The organism is Actinomadura montaniterrae, from assembly GCF_008923365.1.
Classification (GTDB): domain Bacteria; phylum Actinomycetota; class Actinomycetes; order Streptosporangiales; family Streptosporangiaceae; genus Spirillospora; species Spirillospora montaniterrae.
This window is the reverse complement of sequence record NZ_WBMR01000080.1, coordinates 16831-39245: the sequence shown is the minus strand read 5'-3', so window position 1 is coordinate 39245 and position 22415 is coordinate 16831. Positions and strand designations below refer to the sequence as shown.

Annotated in this window: 21 protein-coding genes; 8 read left to right on the top strand and 13 right to left on the bottom strand. The window is 72.4% G+C overall.

Going from position 1 to position 22415, the window contains the following annotated elements:
• The 4 genes from F9B16_RS25345 to F9B16_RS25330 all read right to left on the bottom strand — a co-directional run.
• The coding region (locus F9B16_RS25345; RefSeq protein ID WP_151542620.1) for an ABC transporter ATP-binding protein at window positions 1-1239 on the bottom strand (1239 nt) is incomplete at its 3' end.
• Window positions 1240-1259: 20 nt separating this feature from the next.
• Entirely contained in the window at window positions 1260-2090 is an 831-nt protein-coding gene (locus F9B16_RS25340) for a carbohydrate ABC transporter permease (protein ID WP_151542619.1), read from the bottom strand.
• Window positions 2090-3043, bottom strand: coding sequence for a carbohydrate ABC transporter permease (locus F9B16_RS25335; protein WP_151542618.1), 954 nt, complete (start codon window positions 3041-3043; stop codon window positions 2090-2092). The genes F9B16_RS25340 and F9B16_RS25335 overlap by 1 nt, the downstream gene beginning before the upstream one ends.
• An 11-nt stretch (window positions 3044-3054) precedes the next feature.
• On the bottom strand, window positions 3055-4503 hold the full coding sequence (locus F9B16_RS25330; protein ID WP_151542617.1) for an extracellular solute-binding protein: 1449 nt from the start codon (window positions 4501-4503) through the stop codon (window positions 3055-3057).
• 235 nt (window positions 4504-4738) lie between these two features.
• Between F9B16_RS25330 and F9B16_RS25325 the strand changes: the two genes are divergently transcribed.
• Window positions 4739-6064 carry an ammonium transporter gene (locus tag F9B16_RS25325; protein WP_151542616.1) on the top strand — a complete coding sequence of 442 codons (1326 nt, stop codon included), beginning with the start codon at window positions 4739-4741 and terminating at the stop codon, window positions 6062-6064.
• A 130-nt stretch (window positions 6065-6194) separates the two neighbouring features.
• Here F9B16_RS25325 and F9B16_RS25320 read toward each other — a convergent pair whose 3' ends face one another.
• Complete coding sequence (locus F9B16_RS25320) at window positions 6195-7205, bottom strand: SCO0930 family lipoprotein (protein ID WP_151542615.1); 1011 nt, start codon at window positions 7203-7205, stop codon at window positions 6195-6197.
• Window positions 7206-7379: 174 nt separating this feature from the next.
• Between F9B16_RS25320 and F9B16_RS25315 the strand changes: the two genes are divergently transcribed.
• A complete protein-coding gene (locus F9B16_RS25315; RefSeq protein ID WP_151542614.1) occupies window positions 7380-8360 on the top strand; it encodes a hypothetical protein in 981 nt (326 codons plus the stop codon).
• Between the two features lie 149 nt (window positions 8361-8509).
• Here F9B16_RS25315 and F9B16_RS25310 read toward each other — a convergent pair whose 3' ends face one another.
• Window positions 8510-8704 carry a DUF6243 family protein gene (locus F9B16_RS25310; protein WP_151542613.1) on the bottom strand — a complete coding sequence of 65 codons (195 nt, stop codon included), beginning with the start codon at window positions 8702-8704 and terminating at the stop codon, window positions 8510-8512.
• Window positions 8705-8952: 248 nt separating this feature from the next.
• On the opposite strand from F9B16_RS25310, the gene F9B16_RS25305 reads away from it, so the two are divergent.
• Together F9B16_RS25305 and F9B16_RS25300 are read left to right on the top strand one after the other, a co-directional pair.
• Window positions 8953-10026, top strand: coding sequence for a quinone-dependent dihydroorotate dehydrogenase (locus F9B16_RS25305; RefSeq protein ID WP_151542612.1), 1074 nt, complete (start codon window positions 8953-8955; stop codon window positions 10024-10026).
• 116 nt (window positions 10027-10142) lie between these two features.
• On the top strand, window positions 10143-11378 hold the full coding sequence (locus F9B16_RS25300; protein ID WP_151542611.1) for a sodium:proton exchanger: 1236 nt from the start codon (window positions 10143-10145) through the stop codon (window positions 11376-11378).
• A gap of 57 nt (window positions 11379-11435) precedes the next feature.
• Here F9B16_RS25300 and F9B16_RS25295 read toward each other — a convergent pair whose 3' ends face one another.
• Together F9B16_RS25295 and F9B16_RS25290 are read right to left on the bottom strand one after the other, a co-directional pair.
• Window positions 11436-12908, bottom strand: coding sequence for a DUF7059 domain-containing protein (locus F9B16_RS25295; protein WP_151542610.1), 1473 nt, complete (start codon window positions 12906-12908; stop codon window positions 11436-11438).
• A 226-nt stretch (window positions 12909-13134) separates the two neighbouring features.
• Entirely contained in the window at window positions 13135-13530 is a 396-nt protein-coding gene (locus tag F9B16_RS25290; RefSeq protein ID WP_192808982.1) for an ArsR/SmtB family transcription factor, read from the bottom strand.
• An 89-nt stretch (window positions 13531-13619) separates the two neighbouring features.
• On the opposite strand from F9B16_RS25290, the gene F9B16_RS25285 reads away from it, so the two are divergent.
• Window positions 13620-14864 (top strand): MFS transporter, encoded by a 1245-nt coding sequence (locus tag F9B16_RS25285; RefSeq protein ID WP_151542609.1) that lies wholly within the window; start codon window positions 13620-13622, stop codon window positions 14862-14864.
• On the opposite strand, the gene F9B16_RS25280 is transcribed toward F9B16_RS25285, so the two are convergent.
• The 3 genes from F9B16_RS25280 to F9B16_RS25270 form a co-directional block, all read right to left on the bottom strand.
• Window positions 14852-15694, bottom strand: coding sequence for an N-acetylmuramoyl-L-alanine amidase (locus tag F9B16_RS25280; RefSeq protein WP_318839257.1), 843 nt, complete (start codon window positions 15692-15694; stop codon window positions 14852-14854). The genes F9B16_RS25285 and F9B16_RS25280 overlap by 13 nt on opposite strands.
• A gap of 172 nt (window positions 15695-15866) precedes the next feature.
• Window positions 15867-16103, bottom strand: a complete 237-nt coding sequence (locus F9B16_RS25275; protein WP_151542608.1) for a hypothetical protein — start codon at window positions 16101-16103, stop codon at window positions 15867-15869.
• Between the two features lie 357 nt (window positions 16104-16460).
• Complete coding sequence (locus tag F9B16_RS25270; protein WP_151542607.1) at window positions 16461-17462, bottom strand: LacI family DNA-binding transcriptional regulator; 1002 nt, start codon at window positions 17460-17462, stop codon at window positions 16461-16463.
• A 404-nt stretch (window positions 17463-17866) separates the two neighbouring features.
• Between F9B16_RS25270 and F9B16_RS25265 the strand changes: the two genes are divergently transcribed.
• Window positions 17867-18556 carry a TetR/AcrR family transcriptional regulator gene (locus F9B16_RS25265; RefSeq protein WP_225991928.1) on the top strand — a complete coding sequence of 230 codons (690 nt, stop codon included), beginning with the start codon at window positions 17867-17869 and terminating at the stop codon, window positions 18554-18556.
• A gap of 441 nt (window positions 18557-18997) precedes the next feature.
• Here F9B16_RS25265 and bldC read toward each other — a convergent pair whose 3' ends face one another.
• Together bldC and F9B16_RS25255 are read right to left on the bottom strand one after the other, a co-directional pair.
• On the bottom strand, window positions 18998-19201 hold the full coding sequence (gene bldC, locus F9B16_RS25260; protein ID WP_012850682.1) for a developmental transcriptional regulator BldC: 204 nt from the start codon (window positions 19199-19201) through the stop codon (window positions 18998-19000).
• Between the two features lie 273 nt (window positions 19202-19474).
• Window positions 19475-20413 carry a hypothetical protein gene (locus F9B16_RS25255; protein WP_225991927.1) on the bottom strand — a complete coding sequence of 313 codons (939 nt, stop codon included), beginning with the start codon at window positions 20411-20413 and terminating at the stop codon, window positions 19475-19477.
• A 135-nt stretch (window positions 20414-20548) separates the two neighbouring features.
• Here F9B16_RS25255 and F9B16_RS25250 point away from each other — a divergent pair, with 135 nt between their 5' ends.
• Window positions 20549-21631: a Leu/Phe/Val dehydrogenase gene (locus F9B16_RS25250; protein ID WP_151542605.1), complete on the top strand. Its 1083-nt coding sequence runs from the start codon at window positions 20549-20551 to the stop codon at window positions 21629-21631.
• Window positions 21632-21966: 335 nt separating this feature from the next.
• Entirely contained in the window at window positions 21967-22173 is a 207-nt protein-coding gene (locus F9B16_RS25245) for a DUF3073 domain-containing protein (protein ID WP_151542604.1), read from the top strand.
• The last annotated feature ends 242 nt before the right edge of the window (window positions 22174-22415 follow it).

The window sequence follows — 22415 nt, the reverse complement described above, 5'->3', positions numbered from 1 at the left end:
CTCGCCGGGACGCTGCGCGCGGCGCTGCGCCTCGCGGGCGCGCTCGGCCACCCGCGCCAGCTCCGCCACCCGCGTCTCGTCGCGGGTGAGGTTCTCGCCGCTCGCCGGATCGAAGATGTGGATCTTCGAGGTGTCGATCCACAGCTCCGCCGCGTCGCCCGCCGTGATCCCGCTGGACGCGTCCAGCGCCACCACCGCCTGCGTGCGCAGCTGGTCGCTGTCCAGCTCGCGGGACAGGTCGCGGAGCTGCGCGGCGAGGTCGTCCGGCGCCTCGTACGGGACGTACGCGTACAGCTCGTTGCCGAGCCACTCGGTGACGTCGACGCGCGCGCTGACCGTGCTGCCGCGCGCCTTCTTGTCCGCGCCGACCAGCGCGGCGTCCTCGAAGTGCTCGGGACGGATCCCGACGAGCACGACGTCGCGGCCCGCCACCGCGGCGGCCTTGCGCTCGTCGCCGACCTCGAAGCGGCCGAGCGGGGTGTCGAGCGCCGTCCCGTCGACGGACGCGGGCAGGAAGTTCATCGACGGCGAGCCGATGAACCCCGCGACGAACAGGTTGACCGGCTCCTCGTACAGCTCGCGCGGGCTGCCGACCTGCTGCAGGACGCCCTTGCGCAGCACCGCGACGCGGTCGCCGAGCGTCATCGCCTCCGTCTGGTCGTGCGTGACGTACACGGTGGTGACGCCGAGCCGGCGCTGCAGCCGGGAGATCTCGGTGCGCATCTGGCCGCGCAGCTTGGCGTCCAGGTTCGACAGCGGCTCGTCGAACAGGAACGCGTTCGCCTGCCGGATGATCGCGCGGCCCATCGCGACGCGCTGCCGCTGCCCGCCGGACAGGTTCGCCGGCTTGCGCTGCAGGTGCTCGGTGAGCTCGAGCAGCTCGGCGGTCTCCCGGACGCGGCGGTCGACCTCCTCGCGCGGCACCTTCGCCAGCCGCAGCGGGAACGCGATGTTCTCGAACACCGTGAGGTGCGGGTACAGCGCGTAGTTCTGGAACACCATCGACAGGTTCCGCTGCCGCGGCGCGATCTTGTTGACGACCCGCTCGCCGATGCGCATCTCGCCGCCGGTGATGTCCTCCAGCCCGACGATCATCCGCAGCAGGGTGGACTTGCCGCAGCCGGACGGCCCGACCAGGATCATGAACTCGCCGTCCCGCACGTCCAGGGACACCTCGTTCACGGCCGGGAACCCGTCGCCGTACCGCTTGACGATGTTCTTCATGGTGATGGCGGCCATGCTTCAACCCCCTCGGGCCCTCAGCCCTTGACTGCGCCGGACGTCAGCCCGGCGACGATGCGGCGCTGGAACGCCAGGACGATGACGACGATCGGGACGGTCACCACGACCGCCGCCGCGCAGATGGCGGTCGTCGGCTGCTGGAACTCCGACGCGCCGGTGAAGAACGCCAGCGCGGCGGGCACGACGCGGGCCCGGTCCGACGACGTCAGCGAGATCCCGAAGACGAAGTCGTTCCAGCAGAAGAAGAAGGTGAGGATCGCGGCGGTGAACACGCCGGGCGCGGCCAGCGGGACGATCACCTTGCGGAACGCCTGCCACGTCGTCGCGCCGTCGACCTGCGCGGCCTGCTCCATCTCCCACGGGATCTCGCGGAAGAACGCCGACAGCGTCCAGATCGCGAGCGGCAGCGCGAACGAGATGTACGGGATGATCAGCCCCGGCCAGGTGTCGTACAGGCCGACGTCGCGCCACAGGTCGAACAGCGGCCCGACCAGCGACACGACCGGGAACATCGCGATCGCGAGCGCGAACGACAGGATCGCCTTCTTGCCGGGGAACTCCAGCCGGGCGATCGCGTACGCGACGAGCGTGGCGAACACGACGCCGATCACGGTCGCGATCAGCGAGATGCCGATCGAGTTGACCAGCGCGGCGGTGAACAGGTCGGTCTTGAAGACCGTCCGGTAGTTGTCCCAGGTCCAGTGGTGCGGCAGGAAGCCCTTCTGGTTGCCGATCTCGCCGGGCTGCTTGAACGACAGCATCACGATCCACAGGATCGGGAACACCGTCCACACGAGGATCAGCAGGGACGCCAGCGCCCACAGCCATTTGGAACGGGCGGTCTCCATCACTTCTCGCCTCCCCCGCGCTCGCCGCGCGCCTGCGCCAGGTCGACCCGGAACCCCTTGATGAACACGACCGCGATCAGGACCACCGACAGGAACAGCAGCACGCCGACCGCGTCGCCGAGCCCGATCGCGGTCCGGGTGATCGTCTGCCGGTAGGTGAGGAACGACAGCGTCTCGGTCTTCTGCTGGCCGGACGTCATGACGAAGACGTTGTCGAAGATCCGCCACGCGTCGAGCGTGCGGAACAGCACCGCGACGAGGATCGCGGCCTTCATGTTCGGGATCGTCACCCGGCGCAGCCGCTGCCACGCCGTCGCGCCGTCCACCGTCGCGGCCTCGCCGAGGTCGCCCGGCACCTGCGCCAGGCCGGCGAGCAGCAGCAGCGACACGAACGGGGTCGTCTTCCAGATCTCCGACAGGACGATCACGGTCATCGAGGACCAGCGGCCGGAGAACCAGGCGTAGTCGCCGAGCCCGAACCAGGAGTTCACGAACCCCGACTGCAGGTCGAACGCGTACTTCCAGGCGAACGCGGAGATCACCGTGACGATCCCGTACGGCAGCAGGATCGCGGTCCGGACGGTGCGCCGCGCGAAGACGGCCCGGTGCATCACCATCGCGAGCGCGAACCCGATGACGAGCTCCACCGCGACGGTGACGAAGGTGATGACGAAGGTGGTGAGGACGTCCTGCCAGAACAGCGGGTCGGACAGCGCCGTCCCGTAGTTGGCGAGGCCGACGAAGCGGCGGTCGTCCGGCGCGGTGATCCGGTAGCTGAACAGCGACAGGTACAGCGCGTTGACCAGCGGGTACGCCGTCACGACCAGCATGACGATCACGGCCGGCGCGGACAGGAGCAGGCCGAGCCGGCGTTCGGCGCGGCCGCGGTCGGAGATCTCCGCGGCGGGCGCCGCGGGCGTCCCGGCGGCCGGCGCGGTGTGCACTGCGGTCATCGTCGGTCCCTTCAGAGCAGGCGCTGGTCGCGCAGGACCTGGTGGACGAACGTCGCGGACTCGCGCGGCGTCGCGTTCGGGTTCACCGACGCCGGCGGGTGCCAGCGGCTCTGGATCGCGCCGGACACGTCGGTGTAGTACGGCGTGATCGGGCGTGGCGCCGCCGCGTTGATCGAGTCGCGGATCAGTCCCGCCATCGGGAACTGCTTCTGGATCTCCGGGTCGTCGTAGACGGCGGGACGCGCGGCCGGGTTGCCCTCGGCGAGCATGTACTCCTTCTGGTGCTCGGTGGACGTGATGCACTTGACCGCGTCCACCGCGAAGGTGTTCTTGTGCTTGCCGTAGGCGCCGATGGCGACCTCGATGCCGCCGAACGGCGGCTTGCTCTCCTGGCCGGGCGCGACCTTCGGGTAGCGGGCCCAGCCGATGTCGGACGGGATCGACTTGCCGATCACGCCGGCCTTGGCGTCGCTGGCGTCCGCGGCCCAGATGTAGGGCCAGTTGACCATGAAGCCGCCGCGCGCGCCGTTGAACAGGGCGCGGGACTGCTCCTCGATGTCGGTGGACAGCGTCGGGCTCGCGGCCCGCGAGGTCGCCAGCCGGCGGACGATCGTCGCCGCGGCCCGCCCCGCCGGGGAGTCGATGTCGATCCGGGCGTCGTCGCCCTTGCCGGCGTCGCTGACGATCTCGCCGCCGGCGGACGCGACGAGGGCGTTGATCCACACCATGTAGCCCTCGTACTTGTTGCCCTGCACGCCGACGGTGGTGCCGGTGCGCAGCGCCGCGTCGATCATCTTGTCCCAGGTGAAGTCGGGCGCGTTCGGATCGACGCCGGCCTTCTGGACGGCGGACTTGCGGTACCAGAGCAGTTGCGTGTTCGCCCAGAACGGCGCCGCGTACAGCTTCCCGTCCCAGGTGGAGCTCTGCACCGCCACCGGGAACACGCCCTGCGTGAACTGCGCCGCCTGGCTCGCCGGGAACGGCCGCAGGAATCCGGCGTTCGCGGCCTCCGCGACGAACACCGGGTCGAGGCTCATCAGGTCGAGCCCGCTGTCCTTGGCGGCCAGCCGCCGGACGAGCTGCTCGCGCTGCTGCGTGGCGTCGTCCGGCATCAGCGAGGTCTTGATCCGGTACTGCCCGCCGGACGCCTTGGAGCACTCGTCGGCGAGCTTGACCTGGCCGCCGTTGTCGGGGTTGATGTACCAGTTCAGGGTGGGGGTGCCACCGCCTCCGCAGGCGGCGAGGGCGCTCGCCGGCAGCGCCAGCGCGACCGCGGCCCTCAGCGCGACCGTGGTCCTGCCTGTGCCCCTGGCTTTGCGTGCGGCGGCTCTGTCTGCGGTGGATCTCCGCGAGCGCCTCGCGCTGCGCGCGCCCCTGGCTCTGCGTGCGGTCCCGGTGCCCCCGTGCCCCCGTGGACCGTTCCGTCCGGTTCTTTCCGCTCGTCCGACTCCCTCGACCATCGGGCCTCCCGAAGCCACCCACCATGTGCGGGCGCTTCGCCGGAACGCATCCATGGCGGGTCCGATTTCATGAGAACACCGGATTTCGTAACTGTCGAGATGCAAAGAGTGAGCGGTGAGCATAAGGCAACGTAACGGCAACATGAAACACAGCCGAAACAAAGCGGCATAAGACACGAAACGGACACGGGTGATTCTCGATGGCGGACACCGGACCCGCGAAGGGGGAGACGCCGTGCCCACAGGGATCGATGCGGGCGACACCGCGTGGCTGCTCGCCAGCACCGCGCTCGTCCTGCTGATGACGCCCGGACTCGCGCTGTTCTACGGCGGGATGGTGCGCGCCAAGAGCACGCTGAACATGATCATGATGAGCCTGGTCTCGGTCGCGCTGGTGACCGTCTCCTGGCTCGCCGCCGGCTACAGCCTCGCGTTCGGCCATGATCTCGGCGGCCTCGGCCTGCTCGGCGGATTCGAGCACATCGGCCTCAAAGGCATCACCCCGGCGACACCCCATGGTCACGTCCCGGCACTGCTGTTCGTGACCTTCCAGCTCACCTTCGCGATCCTCACCACCGCGCTCATCAGCGGCGCCATCGCCGACCGCGCCAAGTTCTCCGCCTGGATGGTGTTCGTCCCCGTCTGGGCCCTCGTCGTCTACGCGCCGATCGCGCACTGGGTCTGGGGCGGCGGCTGGATCTCCGACCTCGGCGCCCTCGACTACGCCGGCGGCCTCGTCGTCGAGATCGCGTCCGGCGCGTCCGGGCTCGCGATGGCGCTCGTCCTCGGCCCCCGCATCGGATTCCGCAAGGAGGCGATGCGCCCGCACAACCTGCCGATGGTGCTGCTCGGCGTCGGGCTGCTCTGGTTCGGCTGGTTCGGCTTCAACGCCGGCTCCGCGCTCGCCGCGAACGGGACCGCCGCCGCCGTCTTCCTCAACACCCTCGTCGCCGGCTGCACCGGCCTGCTCGGCTGGCTGCTCGTCGAGCAGCGCCGCGACGGGCACCCGACCACGTTCGGCGCCGCGTCCGGCGTCGTCGCCGGGCTCGTCGCGATCACCCCGTCCTGCGGGTCGGTGAACGTGCTCGGCGCGCTCGCCGTCGGGCTCGTCGCGGGCGTCGTCTGCTCCTACGCGGTCGGCTGGAAGCACCGCCTCGGCTACGACGACTCCCTCGACGTCGTCGGCGTCCACCTCGTCGGCGGGATCATCGGCACGCTGCTGATCGGGCTGCTCGCCGTCCGCTCGATGACCGGCGGCGCGGCCGGGCTGATCACCGGGGGCGGCGGCGTCCAGCTCGGCAGGCAGGCCATCGCGGTCCCGGTCGTCGGGCTGTTCGCGTTCACCGTCACCTTCGCGGTCGGCAAGCTGATCGACAAGACGCTGGGGTTCCGGGTGTCCGCCGAGGACGAGACGAGCGGCGTCGACCTCGCCCTGCACGCCGAGACGGCCTACGAGCACGGCGTCAGCGTCCCGTTCTCAGCAGGCCACGCGGGCCCCCTCGCCAAGCTCGCCCACCCCTCCCCGCTCGGCCACGCCCAGCAGCAGGAACAGGGCGCCTGACGCCGGGCAGCGGGAACAGGGCGCCTGACGCCGGACCTGATGCGGACATGAGGAAGGCGCGGGAGGTTCGCGGACCCCGACCGACCCGCGATCCTCCCGCGCCTTCGCCTGTGGGGGACGGCGCGGAGGCTCAGTAACCGCCGCCCGTCCCGTACCCGGACCCGCCGCCGGAGCCGCCGCCGGTCCCGGTGCCCGAGCCGCCGCCCGAACCCGCGCCGGTCATGATCTTGGCACCGCTCGGCCGCGTCAGCCACCACACCCCGCCGACGCCCTGGCCCTTGGTGTCACCCGGCTGCTTGTCCTTCTCGTAGAAGTACATCGGCCAGCCGTTGATCGTGAGCTGGCACTTGCCGTCGTCCTTGCGCTCGATGAAGTTCACGACCTTCCGGCTGACGCCCTCCAGCTTGAGGTGCTTCCAGCCGTTGAACACCGCCGGCGGCCACGCCTTCTTGCACGCGCCGAAGCACGTCGAGTTCGGCGGCTTGCTGGTGTCCTTGTCGTAGCGGTAGAGCGTCCGGCCGTTCCCGTCGGTCAGGATCATCCCGAACTTCGGGTCGTTCTTCGCCTTGACGACCGTCCAGCCCTTCCACTTGTTCGCGGTCTTGGCCGCCGCGAGCGCCTTCTTGCCGGTCGGCGCCGCCGCGTACCACTTCTTGCCGACGCCCTGCCCCCGCACGTCGCCGGGGCTCTGGTCCTTCACGTAGCGGTACAGCGGCCAGCCGGCGAGCGTGACCTGCCACTTGCCGTCCGGCCGCCGCACCTTCCCGACGAGCGCCGCCTCGACGCCCTTGACCTGCGTCGCGGCGCCGTTCGCCCACACCGGCGGCCACGCCTTCGCGCACGCGCCCGCGCACGTCGACGCGGGCGGCTTCGCCGTGTCGTCGTCGAACCGGTACAGCGTCCTGCCCTGCCCGTCCGTGACGACCTTGCCGAGCTTGGTGACGCTCGCGACCTCCAGCGTCGTCGGCGCGGCGGACGGCGACGGCGCCGCGGACGCCGACGGGTCCGCCTGGGCTCTGCTCCCCGCGGCGGCGTTCCGCTGCCCTTTCCCGTTCCCGTTCTCCTGCCCGCACGCCGACAGCACCATCCCGGACGCGATGAGGGCGGCCGCGGCGGGGAACGCCCAACGTGGGAAATGCATCTCGTGTCCTCCATGTGTTGTGGGCCCCGGCTCGGTCCGGGTACCGCACGCCGATCGAGGAGGCGGCCGCACCGCTCGTCCTGATCGAGGAGCAGTACGGTGAACGGCGCGGAACGGGTTCAACCTCGGGCACGTCCCAGGAAAAGCCCACGAACTGTGCAATCGAGGTACGCGTTGTCGACCCCCGACCGGCCGAGCCGCCCGACCCCCGACACGGCCGGCCTCTTCGCCAAGCCCCCACCGCCCGAACCCGAGCCGGCCGGACCCGCCTGGCTCGTCGTCCCCGCCCGGGTGGTCGCGTTGATCGTCGTCGTGCCGTTCCGGCTGCTGTACGACCTGCTCCGGGTCGTCGGGCGCGGCATCGCGGCGTGCTGGCGGTTCCTCATCCGGATCCCCCTGATCATCGCCGTCGCGCTGTACCGGTGGGTGCTGCGGCCGCTCGGCCTCGTCCTGTGGTGGCCGCTGCGGATGCTCGGCCTCGGCATCGCCGCCGCCGCGCGCTGGCTCTACCGGTACGTGCTGACGCCGATCGGGCACTTCCTCGACCTCGTCCTGCTCGGGCCGCTCCGCGCCCTCGGGCGGGGCCTCGCCTGGCTCGGCAGGTGGATCGGGCGCGGGCTCGCACGGCTGTTCCGCGGCATCGGACGGATCCTCGCCGTCGTGCTCGTCCTGCCCCTCGTCCTGATCTGGCGGTACGTCCTGCGGCCGCCGCTGCTCGGGCTCGCCTGGCTTGCCCGCTGGACCGGACGCGGCCTCGCCGCGGCCTGGCGGGCGTTCGCCGCCGCCGTGGTGTGGTCGTGGCGGCAGACCGGGCGCTGCCTCGGCTGGTTGCTACGCGTCTTCGTCGTCGTCCCAGCGCGCGCGCTGTGGCGGTACGTCCTGGCACCGATCGGGGTCGGTATCGCCGGGACGTGGAGGCTCTCCGCCCGCGTCCTGTTGTGGCTGTGGCGCAACCTTGTGGTCGCGCCGGTGCGCGTGCTGGTGGTGATCCCGCTCCGCTGGTTCGGGACGAACGTGCTGGCACCCATCGGGCGCGGCATCGGCGCGGCGTGGCGCGTCACCGTCCGCGACCCGCTCCGGGCCGTCCGCCGGACGCTGCGCGAGGCGAGCCGCGACGTCCGCCGGACACTCCGCCGCACCTTCCTCGGCCGCTGAACATCGGCTGCCGAACCCGGGCTCGGCCGCTGAACCTGAGCTCGGCCGATGAACCGGGCTCGGCCGCTGAACCGGGCTCGGCCGTTGAGCTGCGGAAAGGCGAACGCGCCGGTCTCCCGTGCGGAGACCGGCGCGCTCTGCGGTGATCGCTACCGCTCGTCGGCCACGGAGCCGCGCCGCTCGGCGCGCTCGCGCATCTTCCTGAGCAGTTCCTTCCGCTGGGCCGCCGGATCGGCGGCGCCGCCCGGCGCGGCGGCCTCGCCGCCGCGCAGCGCGCGCCGCGAGATCTTCTTGCGCTGGCCGCCCACTCCGAGCATGCCGTTGCGGCCCCTGCTCTTGGACATGATCCACTCCCGTCCGGGCTGGTGTGCGTTCGGTTCTGCACCCGGATCCGGCCGCGCGGGAGCGGTGGAGACTCAGACGCCCCCGGCGTCCCGGCCGGATCGTCCGGCGGGACGCGGCGGGTACACGCGCTGGAGGACGGGCCACGCGGCGGTGGCCAGGAGATCGCTGAACATGCCGCCACCGTAGGCACCGCCCGCACGCCGGGCAACGTGTTTTCGGCCGGACCGGTGCTGCGATACTGGCGGCGATGTATCGACTCCTGTTCTCACTGGTCATCGCCCGGATCTCCGCCGAGACCGCGCACCACCTGACGCTGCGGGCGCTGCGCGCGATCCAGGCCGTCCCGGGCGCGGCGCCGCTGCTGCGGCGGTTCCTCGCGCCGCGCGACCCGGCGCTCGCCGTGCACGCGCTCGGCCTGGACTTCCCGAGCCCGCTCGGCCTCGCCGCCGGGTTCGACAAGGACGCGGTCGCCTACGAGGCGCTCGGCGCGTTCGGGTTCGGCCACGTCGAGATCGGCACCGTCACCGGGCGGCCCCAGCCCGGCAACCCGCGGCCCCGGCTGTTCCGCCTCGTCCGCGACCGGGCGGTCATCAACCGGATGGGGTTCAACAACGCCGGCTCCGAGGCCGCCGCCGCCCGGCTGCGGAACCGCCGCCCCGGGACGATCGTCGGGGTCAACATCGGCAAGACCAAGGTCGTCCCGGAGGCCGAGGCCGCCGCCGACTACGTCGCGAGCACCGAGCGGCTCGCCCCGTACGCCGACTACCTCGTGGTCAACGTCAGCTCCCCGAACACGCCGGGGCTGCGGAACCTCCAGGCCGTCGAGCACCTGCGGCCGCTGCTGAGCGCCGTCCGCGAGGCCGCCGACCGGTCCGCGCCGCGCCGCGTCCCGCTGCTGGTCAAGATCGCGCCGGACCTCGCCGACGACGACGTCGACGCGGTCGCCGACCTCGCGCTCGACCTCGGCCTGGACGGGATCATCGCCACCAACACCACCATCGAGCGCTCCGGCCTGCGCAGCGACGCCGCGCTCGCCAAGGAGGCCGGCGGGCTGTCCGGCGCGCCGCTGAAGGACCGGTCCCTGGACGTCCTGCGGCGGCTGCGCGACCGCGCCGGCGACCGGCTCGTCCTGGTCTCGGTCGGCGGCGTCGAGAGCGCCGACGACGTGTGGGAGCGGATCCGCGCCGGCGCCACCCTCGTCCAGGGCTACACCGGGATGATCTACGGCGGCCCGTTCTGGGCCCACCGCGTCCACCGCGACCTGGCGGCCCGCCTGAAGGCGAGCGCCTTCCCCACCATCGCCGCCGCCCGCCACCGCTGAGCCGCAGCGGGACGCCGCGACGCAGCGGGGACACCGCGACGCAACGGGGACGCCGCGACGCAACGGAGATCGCCGCTTTGCCGTGAGGTGATCATCGCGCGGGCAGGAGTGCGGGTATGCCCCGCGAGACGCTGCTCCTCCGCATCGGCGCCGCGCTGGCCATCGCGCTCCCGGCGGTCGTGACGCGGGCCGCCGGGCTGCACCCGTCCGCCGTCGCCGCCGCGGTGATCTACGGGGCGGGCGTCCTCGCCGCCGCCGTCCTGCTGATGTGGGCGGCCGAAACCGCCCGCGCCGACATGTCCGGAGCGCTCGCGCTGGCGCTGCTCGCCCTCATCGCCGTGCTCCCCGAATACGCCGTCGACGTGTACTACGCGTTCGCGGCCGGCACGAAACCGCACTACGCGGGCTATGCGGCGGCCAACATGACGGGCGCGAACCGGCTCCTCGTCGGCGTCGGATGGGCGCTGGTCGTGCTGGCGTTCACGCTCGGCGTCCGCCGGACGGCACGCCGCGGCGGGCGGCACGGCAGGCGGCGGCCACCGTCCTCGCGCGGCGAGGAGCGGGACGTCCGGCTCGCCCCGCACCACCGGACGGAGCTGGGCTTCCTCGCGCTCGCGACCGTGCTCGGCTTCATCCCCGCGCTCACCGCCGAGATCGGGTGGTACATCGCGATCGTCCTGATCGGCGTGTACGTGATCTACCTCGGCCGGATCGCCCGGGGCGGCGGCGAGGACGTGGAGAACCTCGCCGGGGTGCCCGCCCGGCTCGTCACGCTGCCGCGCCGGATGCGCCGCACCGCCACCGCCGCCGGGTTCGCGATCGGCGCGGCGCTGGTGTTCATCTCCGCCGAACCGTTCGCGAACTCGCTGGTGGACGCGGGGTCCGCGCTCGGCGTCGACGAGTTCCTGCTGGTGCAGTGGCTCGCGCCGCTGGCGTCCGAGGCGCCGGAGCTGATCGTCGCGGTGGTGTTCGCGTGGCGGCTGCGGGACGCCGACGCGATCGGCACGCTGCTGTCCAGCAAGGTCAACCAGTGGACGCTGCTGATCGGCAGCCTCCCCCTCGCCTACAAGGCGGGCGGCGGCGCCTGGTCGCTGCCGCTCGACTCGCGGCAGCTGGAGGAGGTGCTGCTGACCGCGTCGCAGACCGTCCTCGGCCTCGGCCTGCTCATCGACCTCGTGCTGCGGCGGTGGGAGGCCGCGCTGCTGTTCGTGCTGTTCGCGATCCAGTTCGCGCTGCCGGGCGAGCAGGCCCGGCTGGTGCTGTCGGGGATCTACCTCGCGGTCGGCTTCACCGTCCTGATCAACCGGTACCGCGATCTCGGCCGCGCGATGGAGACCGTCTTCCGCCGCTAGGCCGCCGCGAGGCCACCGCTCGCGCCGGCCCGCGCCGACCCGCGCCGGCCCGCCGTTCTAGGCCACCTCGAAGAAGCCGTCCGCGATCAGCTCCGGCAGGACGGTCCCGGCGTGCGCCCGGACCTGGCCCGCGTCCATGCCGGTGAGCTGGGCGATCGCGTCGAGCAGCCGGTCGAGCGGGAGGCTGCCGTCGCAGACCCCGGCGAGCGCCGCCTCGACCGTGCCGACCCCGGCGGCCCGGCGCAGCCGCGCGGTCTGCCGCAGCACGATCCGCTCGGGGTCCTCGGCGCCCGGCGCGCCGACCTGTTCCTGGACGAGCCCGTCCGCCGCCCGCACCCGCGATCCACAGCCTGTGGAAAACTTTTCGGCGTTCCGGAACCCATCCATGATGCTTTCCACATAGGCGCCGACCGGTTGGTCGACGGCCTGCCGCAGCTCCTCGATCCGGACTGCCGGGCTCGCGCTGCGCCGCAACGTGATCCACCCGAACCCGATGCCCGTGACGCCCTGCCGCTCGAAGTGATCGAGCCACGCGTCGTAGCGCGCCCGGTATTCGGGCGTCCCCGCCTCGCACGAGTCGCGCAGCCACAATTCGGCGTACTCGGCGGGGTCCTGGACGTCCCGCTGGACGATCCAGGCGTCGCAGCCCGCCGTCCACGCGCCGACGCGCTCCTCCCACGGGACGCCCTCGACGTGCAGCCAGTTGGCCAGGAGCTGGCAGTATCCGCCGTCCTCCAGCATCTCCGGCGCCGCGCCGACGAGGCGCCGACAGAAGTCGTCGCCCGGCATCCCGGACTCCCGGTACGTGAACCGGCGGTCGCCGGACGGCGCGACCACGAACGGCGGGTTCGACACGATCAGGTCGAAGCGGCGGCCTCGCACCGGCTCCAGGAGCGAGCCCTCCAGCAGCTCGACGCCGTCCATTCCGGACAGCTCGAAACTCATCGCGGCGAGCTCCAGGGCGCGCGGGTTCACGTCCGTCGCGGTGATGCGGCCGGGGCGCAGCCGGTCGTGCAGATGCACCGCCTGGACCCCGCAGCCGGTGCCGAGATCGAGCACGTTATCCACAGGCCTGTGGACGACGAGGCGGGCCAGATTCCCCGACGCGCCGCCCGTCCCCACGACGTGGTCGTCCGCGGGGACCGTCCCGGAACCGGGCCGCACCTTCAGATCGGAGACGGCGTACCCCGCGTGCCCCTCGCCGCTCACCGACTCCAGCGGCTCGACGTGCAGCAGCGGCCGCACCTCCGCACCGGACGGCTCGGCGAGCCCGGTCGCGACGAGGTCGCGCGCGTCGAGGCCCGCCGCGTCGAGAGCGGACGCGTCTACCGGCACCTGGAGCCAGAACAGCCGGGTCAGCAGCTCCAGCGGCGACCCGCCGCGCGTGGCCCGCAGCGCCGGGACGATCTCGTCGCGCGCCAGCGCGCCGCCCGCGACCGGCCCGAGCAGCTCACGCACCCCGCCGACGGTGTAGCCGGCGCCCTCGAACGCGGCACGGACGCGGCGCAGCGGCTCCCGAAGATCACCCATCCGCCCATCCTGCCCGACCGCCCATCGGCATGCGCGAACCCAGCGCCGCTCCCGGCCCAGCGCCGCTCCCGGCCCCGCGCCGCTCCCGGCCCCGCGCGGGCCTCAGGCGTCGCGATCGCGAGCGAAGCCGGTTTCGAGCGAAGCGAGAATCCGATCGCGCAGCGAGCCCCTGGGCGAGTCGGAGCGATGCAGCGATCGCACGCGTCGTCCGTTGAAGGAAGGCCGTCTAACGGCCTGACGCCGAGGACGACGCAATCAAATGCAGCAGGCCGGGGAAGCGGGCGTTGAGGTCGTCGATGCGGACCTCGCTGCGGCGCTCCAGGCCGTACTGGCGCTGCCGCAGGACGCCGGCCTCGCGCAACGCCTTGAAGTGGTGGGTCAGCGACGATTTCGGCCGGTCGAAGCCGAACCAGCCGCAGGGGTGGTCGAACTCCTCGCGTTCGAGGAGGAGCCTGCGGACGATCTCCAGCCGCAGCGGCCCGCTGAGCGCGCCGAAGATCGTCTCCAGCCGGAGGTCCTCGACGGCCGGTTCCGGCAGGGGGTCGGGCAGGCCGGGCGGCTCGGGCAGCACCCTGATCGCCGGTCGCGCGGTTCCCGGCCCGCTGGTCGCCGTCGTCGCCATGTCGCGTCCCCTCTCCCCGCTTGTACGAGTTTCATCGTACTGCATGCTAAGTTCGAAAAAAGTCGTACTGCTTCGGCGAAGGGACCCCCATGTCGCACGCCCCGACGATCCGCGCCTCCCACGGCGCCCGGCACCCGGACGTCCGCACCCGCTGGATCTGGCTGGCCGCCTGGCCCGTCACCGCCGTCTTCGTGCTGTCGAACGCCGCCACGCCGCTCTACGTGCTCTGGCAGCGCGACATCGGCTTCTCCAAGGGCACGCTCACCGTCGTCTTCGCCTTCTACATCGTCGGGCTGCTCGGCTCGCTGCTGGTGTCCGGCGTGCTGTCCGACCGGCTCGGCCGCCGCCCCGTCCTGCTGCCCGCGCTCGCCCTCGCCCTCGTCGCCTGCGGCGTCTTCGCGACCGCCGGCACCGTGACCGCCCTCATCGCCGCCCGGCTGCTGACCGGCATCGCCGTCGGCGCCACCGTCTCCGCCGGCATGGCCGCCGTCACCGACGTCGCCGGGCCGTCCCGCCGCCGCCTCGCCGCGCTCCTCGCCTCGTCCGCGATGGTGTTCGGCGCCGGCCTCGGGCCGCTGCTGTCCGGCGTCCTGTCCGAGACGCTGCCCGCCCCGACCGTCACCGTGTTCGCCGTCGAGGCAGTCCTGCTGGCCACGGCGGCCCTCGCCGTCGTGCGCATGCCGCTGCCGCGCCCGTCCGCCCCCTCCGCCGGTTCTGCCGCGCGGTCGTGGATCCGCGTGCCGGGCGTCCCGCGCGAGAACGCCATGCGGCTCGTCCTCGGCGTCGCGGTCTTCGCGCCCGGCATCACCGCGACGTCGTTCGTCCTGTCGCTCGGCCCGTCACTGCTGTCGGGGCTGCTCGGCACCGGGAACCGGATCGTCGCCGGCGGCATGGCGTTCGTCATGTTCGCCGCCGCGACCGGCGTGCAGTTCGCCGTCCAGCGGCTGCCTCGGCGCACCGTCCTCGTCGCGGGCGCCGCCGCCACGGTCGCCGCGATGGCCTCGATGGTGGTCGCCGTGCACGGCGCGTCCGTCGCGGCGCTCGCCGCGTCCGCCGTCCTCGCGGGCGCCGGGCAGGGCATGGGCCAGCTCGGCGGCCTCTCCCTGCTGAACGCCGCCGTCCCGCCGCGCCGCCTCGCCGAGGCCAACGCCGCGTTCAACATCGGCGGCTACGTCCCCGCGGGGCTCCTGCCGGTCACCGCCGGCTACCTCAGTGACGCCGTCGGCCTCACCACGGGCGCCACCCTCTTCGGCACGGCGCTGGCCGCCCTCGCCGCGACCGGCGGCGCCGTCGTCCTCATCGCCCGCCGCCACGCCGGCGATCAGGACAGGTAGTTCTGGAAGCCCTTCGCGAGGGACTCCGCCATGCGCTGCCGGAACGAGGCGCTGGTCATCTTGGCCGCGTCGCCCTTGTTGCGCATGTTGCCGCACTCGATGAACACCTTCGGGACCGTCGACATGTTCAGCCCGCCGAGGTCGCTGCGCTTGTCGATGGCCTTCGTGCCGAGGTACGTGGAGTACGCGATGCCGGTGCCGGAGTGGTACGCGTCCCGCAGCGCCGTGCCCAGCTTGGCGGACGGCGCGACGATCTTCGCGTTCTTGCCGACGGCGAGGGGCTCGATGATGTGGAAACCGTGCCCGGACGCGGCGGCGCCGTCGCCGTGGATGGAGATGGCGGCGTCGGCGTGCGCGTTGTTGCCGATCGCCGCCCGCTGGTCCACGCACGGCCCGACGCCCGTGTCGTTCTTGCGGGTCAGCGTCACCTTCGCGCCCTCGGCCCGCAGGATCTTCGCCAGCCGGTTCGACACGTCCCAGGTGAAGGCGTGCTCGGAGTAGCCGGAGACGGTGTCGGTGCCGGTGGTGTCGCACTCCTTGGTGCCGTTGCCGACGTACACCTTCTTGGCGATCTCGCGCGGATGCGAGGCGTTGCCGCCGTTGTGGCCCGGGTCGATCACGACGACCTTGCCCGCCAGCGGACGCCCGCCGGACCCCTCGGGCGAGGCGGGGCCGCCCGCCGAGGTGCCCTTCGTCGCTCCCGCGGTCGGCGGCTCGGCGGTGTCACCGGCCGGCGACGCCTTCCCCCCGGACGACCCGCCGCACGCGGCGAGCGCGCCGAGGCACAGCGCGAGACCGGCGACCGCTGGACCGCCTCGTTGGATGCGCACAGGCCGTCCTCCGTGATGACTTCGTTACCGACCCTGACAGTCTGCACACGCGCGGGAGTTCGTCAAACGAAGTCGGAGAAACGGGTACGGCGAGTTCCGGCCGTACCCGGTCAACGGGGACGGCCGTACAGGACCGGTATGCGACGCGACCGGCCCGGAGTGGCAGGGCCCGTCAGAGGAGCGGGTCTTCCTTGCCCAGGAGCGCGGCCAGCGCGCGCGCCTCGTCCGCGTCCAGGCCGAGGACCACGCGGGGGCGCCCCCAGGGGTGGTCGATCGAATGGGCGACGTAACTGGCGACCGACTCCGAGACCTGCTCGGCCAGGCCGCGCGCGTGCCGCCACTGCGACCACGCCTGCTCCAGTTCGCTCGCCGCACGCTGCGCGCACGACACCAGTTCCGGATCACGCACGAGCTGAACCCCCTTGGGTGAACACGACCCTTACCCCGTCCGTCCGGCCGCGCGGGCGGCCCCATACAGGAGCCGCCCGCGCGCCACGCCGAGCGGTGAGTCCATTAAGGCGCCGGGAAGCGCGCGCGGGCCGGTGAATGCGGCAGGCTTGGCCAGCCCCTTACCCGCGCCACACCACTTCGAGGAACGCCCGGCCGTCCGGAGCCGCGGGCAGGCGCGAGGGGAGCACCCGAGGCGAGGGCGAGGGGAGCACCCGCGGGCGGACGTGCGAGGGACGTGGACGGGCGCGAAGGGCGCCCGCGGGCGGCGTGAGGGGAGTACCCGCGGGCCGCGACCGCGCCCCGGCGGCGGGCCGCGCTAGACGGCGGGAGCCGGGCCGGTCGTCGAACGGATCACCAGATGCGGGACGACGAGGTTCTGCTTCGCGGCCCGGGACGGGTCGCCGATCCGCGCGGTCAGCAGCTCCGCGGCCACCCTCCCCATGTCCCGCCGCGGCTGGTCCACGCTGGTCAGCGAGATGTGCCGGATCGCGGCGAGATGCGTGTTGTCGTAGCCGACGATCGACAGCTGCTCCGGCACCGACATGTCCAGCTCGTCCGCCGCCGACAGCGCGCCGGTCGCGACCAGGTCGTTCGGCGCGAAGATCGCGGTGGGCCGGTGGTCGCGGCGCAGCAGCTCGCGGGCCGCCCGGTAGCCGCCGTCCTCGGTGAAGTCGCCGGGCTCGACCACGATCTCCTCGCTCAGCCCGTGCCGGCGCATCGCCTTCTCGTACCCCGCCCGCCGGTACCGCGCCGTCGTCGAGCGCGCCCCCTCGATGTGCGCGATCCGCCGGTGCCCCAGGCCGACCAGGTGGTCGACGGCCAGGCTCGCGCCCAGCTCGTCGTCGTCCACCACGATGTCGACCCCGACGACGTCGCGCTCCCCGACGACCACCACCGGGACGCTCGCCGCCGCCTCCTTCAGCGACTCCGGGACGACGCTGAGCAGGACGAGGCCGTCCACCCGCATCTCCAGGAACGCCTCGACGGCCTCCGCCTCGAACAGCGGGTCCCAGCGGCCGCTGCCGACCAGCATCCGCAGCCCGGCGCCGTGCAGGCTCTCCTGCAGCCCGTCCAGGAACTCGGCGAAGAACGGGTTGTGCAGGTCGGCGACGATCGCGCCGATCAGCCGGGTGCGGCCCTCGACCAGGCTGCGCGCCACCGCGTTCGGCCGGTAGCCGATCTCCCGGGCCGCCTGCAGCACCGCCTGCCGGCGCCGCTCGCTCACGTGCGGTGACCCCCGCATCACCAGCGAGACGAGCGACTTGGAGACGCCGGCCCGCTCCGCGACGTTGCGGATGGTCGGTTTCGGCGCGGGCACCGGCCTCCCCTCGTCGCTGCGCGCCGCGGAGGCGGGGGCGCGCGGCGGGGGCACCGCGCCCTCTCCCACCACCGGCGTCTCGTGCGGGGGGCTTGCTTCACCAGCTGACATGGCACTCCGTCCAGGGGGGCCTAGGCATGCCTCAAATGGTCTTGGCGGCACCTGCCGCGGCGGCGCGCCGCGGGGGGCCGGCACGCCTCCTGCGCCGCGGAGGAGATGCCATGATGCCCCTCCTTCGCCCCGAATCGTCGCAACAGTGAGTAACGGGCATACGACAATGCCAGTTGCGGCCTGTGGTGTTCCGGATCACAGCGGCGTCGGCGGGTGATCACGACCCGGTGAAAAGCCCGCCCGGCGCGGCGCGACCGCGACCCGCCCGCGCCGCCCTCGGATACGCTGCCCAGGTGGCAGAACGTGCGGTGGCCGGCGGTAAGGCGCGGAGCCGGCAGGGCGGCGGGCAAGGACGCCGCAGGCTCAGCGTGGACGAACGGCGAGAGGAACTGATCGAGGCGGCGCTGCAGCTGTTCAGCACGCGCTCGCCCGAGGACATCTCGATCGACGACGTCGCGGCCGCCGCGGGCGCCTCGCGCGCGCTGGTCTACCACTACTTCGGCGGCAAGTACGAGCTGTACCTCGCGGCGCTCGGCAGCGCCGCCAAGCAGCTGTCGGTGCTGCTGGAGCCGCCTGCGGAGGGCAAGCCGCTGGAGCGGCTGCGGGTGTCGCTGGAGCGCTACTTCGACTTCGTGGAGAGCCACGCGGCCGGTTACACGGCGCTGCTGCGCGGCGGGCCCGCGGACCGGTCCGGGGAGGTCGGGGAGATCGTCGACGGGATCCGGCAGCTGCTGCTGGACCGGATCCTGCACTCGCTGGACGTGGAGACGCCGCCGCCGATCCTGCGCATCACGCTGCGCTCGTGGATGGCGTCGGTGGAGACCGCCGGCCTGGACTGGCTGGACAACCGCGACGTGACCCGCCCCGAGCTGGAGGCGCTCGTGGTGGACCAGCTCGTCGTGATGCTGCACGTGGCCGGCAAGCACGACCCGTCGACCGGCGCCCTCTTCGACCGCCTCGCCCAGGAAGAGATGAGCGTCTGACCGCCAGCCGGTCTTGCCGACTCGGGAAGTCCCAGTGACCTCATCCGGTCACACGCCGTCAACCCGAGCCACCGCGCGAGCGCGCTATCTGACCGGTGGAGCGAAGCCGGAGGCGAGCCCACCGGGAAGCTCGCGAAGCGAGTTCGCGCTCGCCCAAGCACGGTCAGCGCGCGAGCCCCCAGGCGAGCGCGCTGGGCCGGGATTGAATTGGAACTGTCCCGCTCGCCGGTTGCGAGCGGGACATCCCGATCGGACGGTGATCGGCCCGGGACCGCGATTCTCGGATGACCGTGGTCCCGGCCCGTTCGTCCAGGAGGCCGCTGCGGCGTCCCCGCGCGTAATCGACGTGCGAGGTCGTCCAGGGGCCTCCTGACCGCCCCCCCAGTTGTTCGGCCGGGTGCTTCCGGCAGGGCTCGGCTCGAGCCCGGCCGGCCGGAGCGGCTACTCCGACCGCTGCTGCGGGATGCCCGCCAGCAGCGCGCGCACCTCCGCCTCGCGGTAGCGCCGATGCCCCCCGAGCGTGCGGATGGACGTGAGCTTTCCCGCCTTCGCCCACCGCGTGACGGTCTTGGGGTCGACGCGGAACATCGTCGCCACCTCCGCCGGCGTCAACAGGGGCTCGGCCTCTGGCGTACGTGCTGACATGTTTGCGGCCTCTCCTCCGTGGACCGATGACAGCGATCCTGCGATTGATCCTCGCGCGGTCACTGATGTCCCCTATGGCCCGAAAGAGCCACTATGACATCACAACGTGTAACCTTGCCACCACTCAGCGCAACAAGCAAGTTCCTGGCGGTAGTTGCGTGCAAACATCCCCGCCGGGGCCGGGAGCTGCGCGTGTCCGGTGATGACTGGGTCACGCTGCGTGATTCTAGCGACACGTATAGTCGTATCGCGCGCGGATTCGGGAAATTTGTTTTAGTTCGCCGATTCGAGGGCCCGCACGGGCCTCCAGCGCGCGAGGAGACGCTTGTACATCGCCACGGTCAGCTCGACCTCACCGCGCTCCATCCCGGTGAGCGCGACGGCCATCTCGGCGACCGACTCGTCCCCCTGCAGCGTCCGGTCGTCCAGCAGGTGGACCAGGCCGCCGTAGTCCAGCTCGACCAGCGCCCGCGGATGGAACTCCCCGAGCCACCGGGCGAGCGTGTCCAGCCGGCCCGCCGACAGGAGGAAGACCTCTCCGGACCCGTCGCCGAGGTTCTCGCGCACCACCGGGAGGGCGGCGGCGACCCGGCGGCGCGCCTCCCCCATCGAGGTGACGTAGATGAGGGTACGCGCAGGAGCCGCCGTAGCAGGGCCATGACCTGCATGTTCCTGGGACGCGTCGTCCGCCGGCGGGTCCGCGGCGCCCTCCGCGGCGCCCTCCGCGGCGCCCTCCGCGGCGCCCTCCGCCGCGCCGTATCCGGTGCCCGGCGCGCCCAGCATCAGGCACCGCTCCCCGCGGGCGAACGGCACGAACCAGTCCAGCGGGACGTGCCAAGTACTGGTCAGGATGTGCGGCCGCAGCGGGCGGCCCGCCCGCTTCCACTGCTCGAACTCGCGCGTGACGCGCTCGGCCTGCGGCGGCGGGACGAACGCGGCCGCGAGCCCCGCGGCGTGCTCGCCGCGGAACCGCTCGAACGCCAGCCAGGACCGCAGCCGCGTCTCCCACGGGGAGACGTAGATCGTGTCGTCCACGCGCCGGACGTAGGCGTCCCGGCTCTCCCGGTCCGGGACGACCTCCGGGGGCGCGCCGACGATGCGGCGCGCCGCGTCGCGGTGCTCGGCGCCGAGCGCGTGGATCCGCCGGGGCCGCCGCCTGGAGTCGGCATAGGCCGTCCACAGGGTCCGCGCGGGCTCCGGGAAGGCGGTCACCGGTTCATATATCCGTAGGTACGCCGCGTACGGAAACACCACCGCATCGTGACATGAGACCGGACGAACGCTGCCGCGAACACGCCATACCGGCGCCCCTTAGTCTGATCTACAGACAGAGAGGAGGGCACTACCGTGCCTAATGTCTTCGGGTCGCCCCACAAGGGCACAGAGCCCCGACACGAGCAGGTCGTCTTCTGCCAGGACGAGGCCAGCGGCCTGCGCGCGATCATCGCGATCTACTCCACCGCGCTCGGCCCCTCGCTGGGCGGCACCCGCTTCTACCCGTACGGGTCGGAGGAGGAGGCGCTCACCGACGTGCTGAACCTGTCCCGTGGCATGGCCTACAAGAACGCCATGGCGGGCCTCGACCTCGGCGGCGGCAAGGCCGTCATCATCGGTGACCCCGCGAAGGACAAGTCCGAGGCGCTGCTTCGGGCGTACGGGCGGTTCGTCCAGTCGCTGAACGGCCGCTACTACACGGCGTGCGACGTCGGTACGTACAGCGAGGACATGGACGTGGTGGCGCGGGAGTGCCGGTTCGTCACCGGGCGGACGGTCGCGCACGGCGGTGCGGGCGACTCGTCCATCCTCACCGCGTACGGCGTGTTCCAGGGCATGCGAGCCGCGGCGGAGACGGTGTGGGGCACGCCTTCCCTGCGCGGCAGGAGGGTCGGCGTGGAGGGCGTGGGCAAGGTCGGCCACAGGCTGGTGGAGCACCTGCGCGAGGACGGCGCGGACGTGGTCATCTGCGACGTCAGCGAAGCGGCGGTGGAGCGCGTCCAGGCGCTGCATCCGGAGGTGGACGTCGTCGCGGACAAGGACGAGATGGTCCGCACGGAGCTGGACGTGTACGCACCGTGTGCGCTCGGCGGCTCCCTCAACGACGACACGGTGCCGCTGCTGTCCGCGAAGGTGGTGTGCGGGGCGGCCAACAACCAGCTCGCCCACTCCGGCATCGAGAAGCGCCTCGCCGACCGCGACGTGCTGTACGCCCCCGACTACGTGGTGAACTCCGGCGGCGTGATCCAGGTCGCGGACGAGATCGAGGGCTTCGAGTTCGACCGGGCGAAGGCGCGCGCGTCGGGGATCTACGAGACGACCCGGAAGATCTTCGCGCTGGCCGCCGACGAGGGCGTCCCGCCGGCGGTGGCGGCCGACCGGCTCGCCGAGCGGCGGATGTCCGAGATCGGACGCCTGCGCGGCATTCTCCTCTGAGCGGACAGCCTCGAGCGGGACACCGCTCCGGATCGCCGCGGGCCCGGTTCGCCCGGTTCCGCGGCGGTCCGTCGCGTTTCGGCCGATGGAGCCGGGTCTCGCGCGGCGTGTCGCGAGGGCCCGCGGCGCCGCCCTGCGGGGCGCCCTGACCACCGGATACACTGGAGTCCTCAGCAACAAGAGCGCCGCCACGTACCGTCGATGTACCGAGCCGGGCGCAAAACGGGTACGGTTGTATCCGTGACTGACGCATGGCTCATCAGGCACCGGTTCGTGTGGTACACGCGCGCGTTGATGGGCCCACGAAAGCCCTGACCATCGAGGGGGTCGAGCCAATGGGTCGCGGCCGAGCCAAGGCCAAGCAGGTGAAGGTTGCCCGCCAGCTCAAGTACAACAGCGGCGGTACAGACCTCGACCGCCTGAAGCACGAACTCGGGGTCAACGACTCCGGTGACGACTCCTACGATGAGCTCGCCGAGAAGTACGCGGACTACGCCGATGACTACGGGACCGAGGACCGCAAGGACGGCACCTCCGGTTGACCGGCTGACAACACGCCACTGCCAGCTCGCGCGGGCGGTGGCGTTTGTTCGCTTTCGGGCATCCGGTCCCCAGCGCCCGTGACCGGCCGCGTGCGCGGCTGAGAGCGGCCTGGGGTCGCGTTCCGCACCTCGGGCGCATCAGTGGACCCACGGGCCTCCCGGGCGTCCCAGCGTCGTGCTCAGCGCCGCGCCGTCCCACCCGGGCACCCGAGCGGGACGGAACGGACGTATCAGGCGGCTCG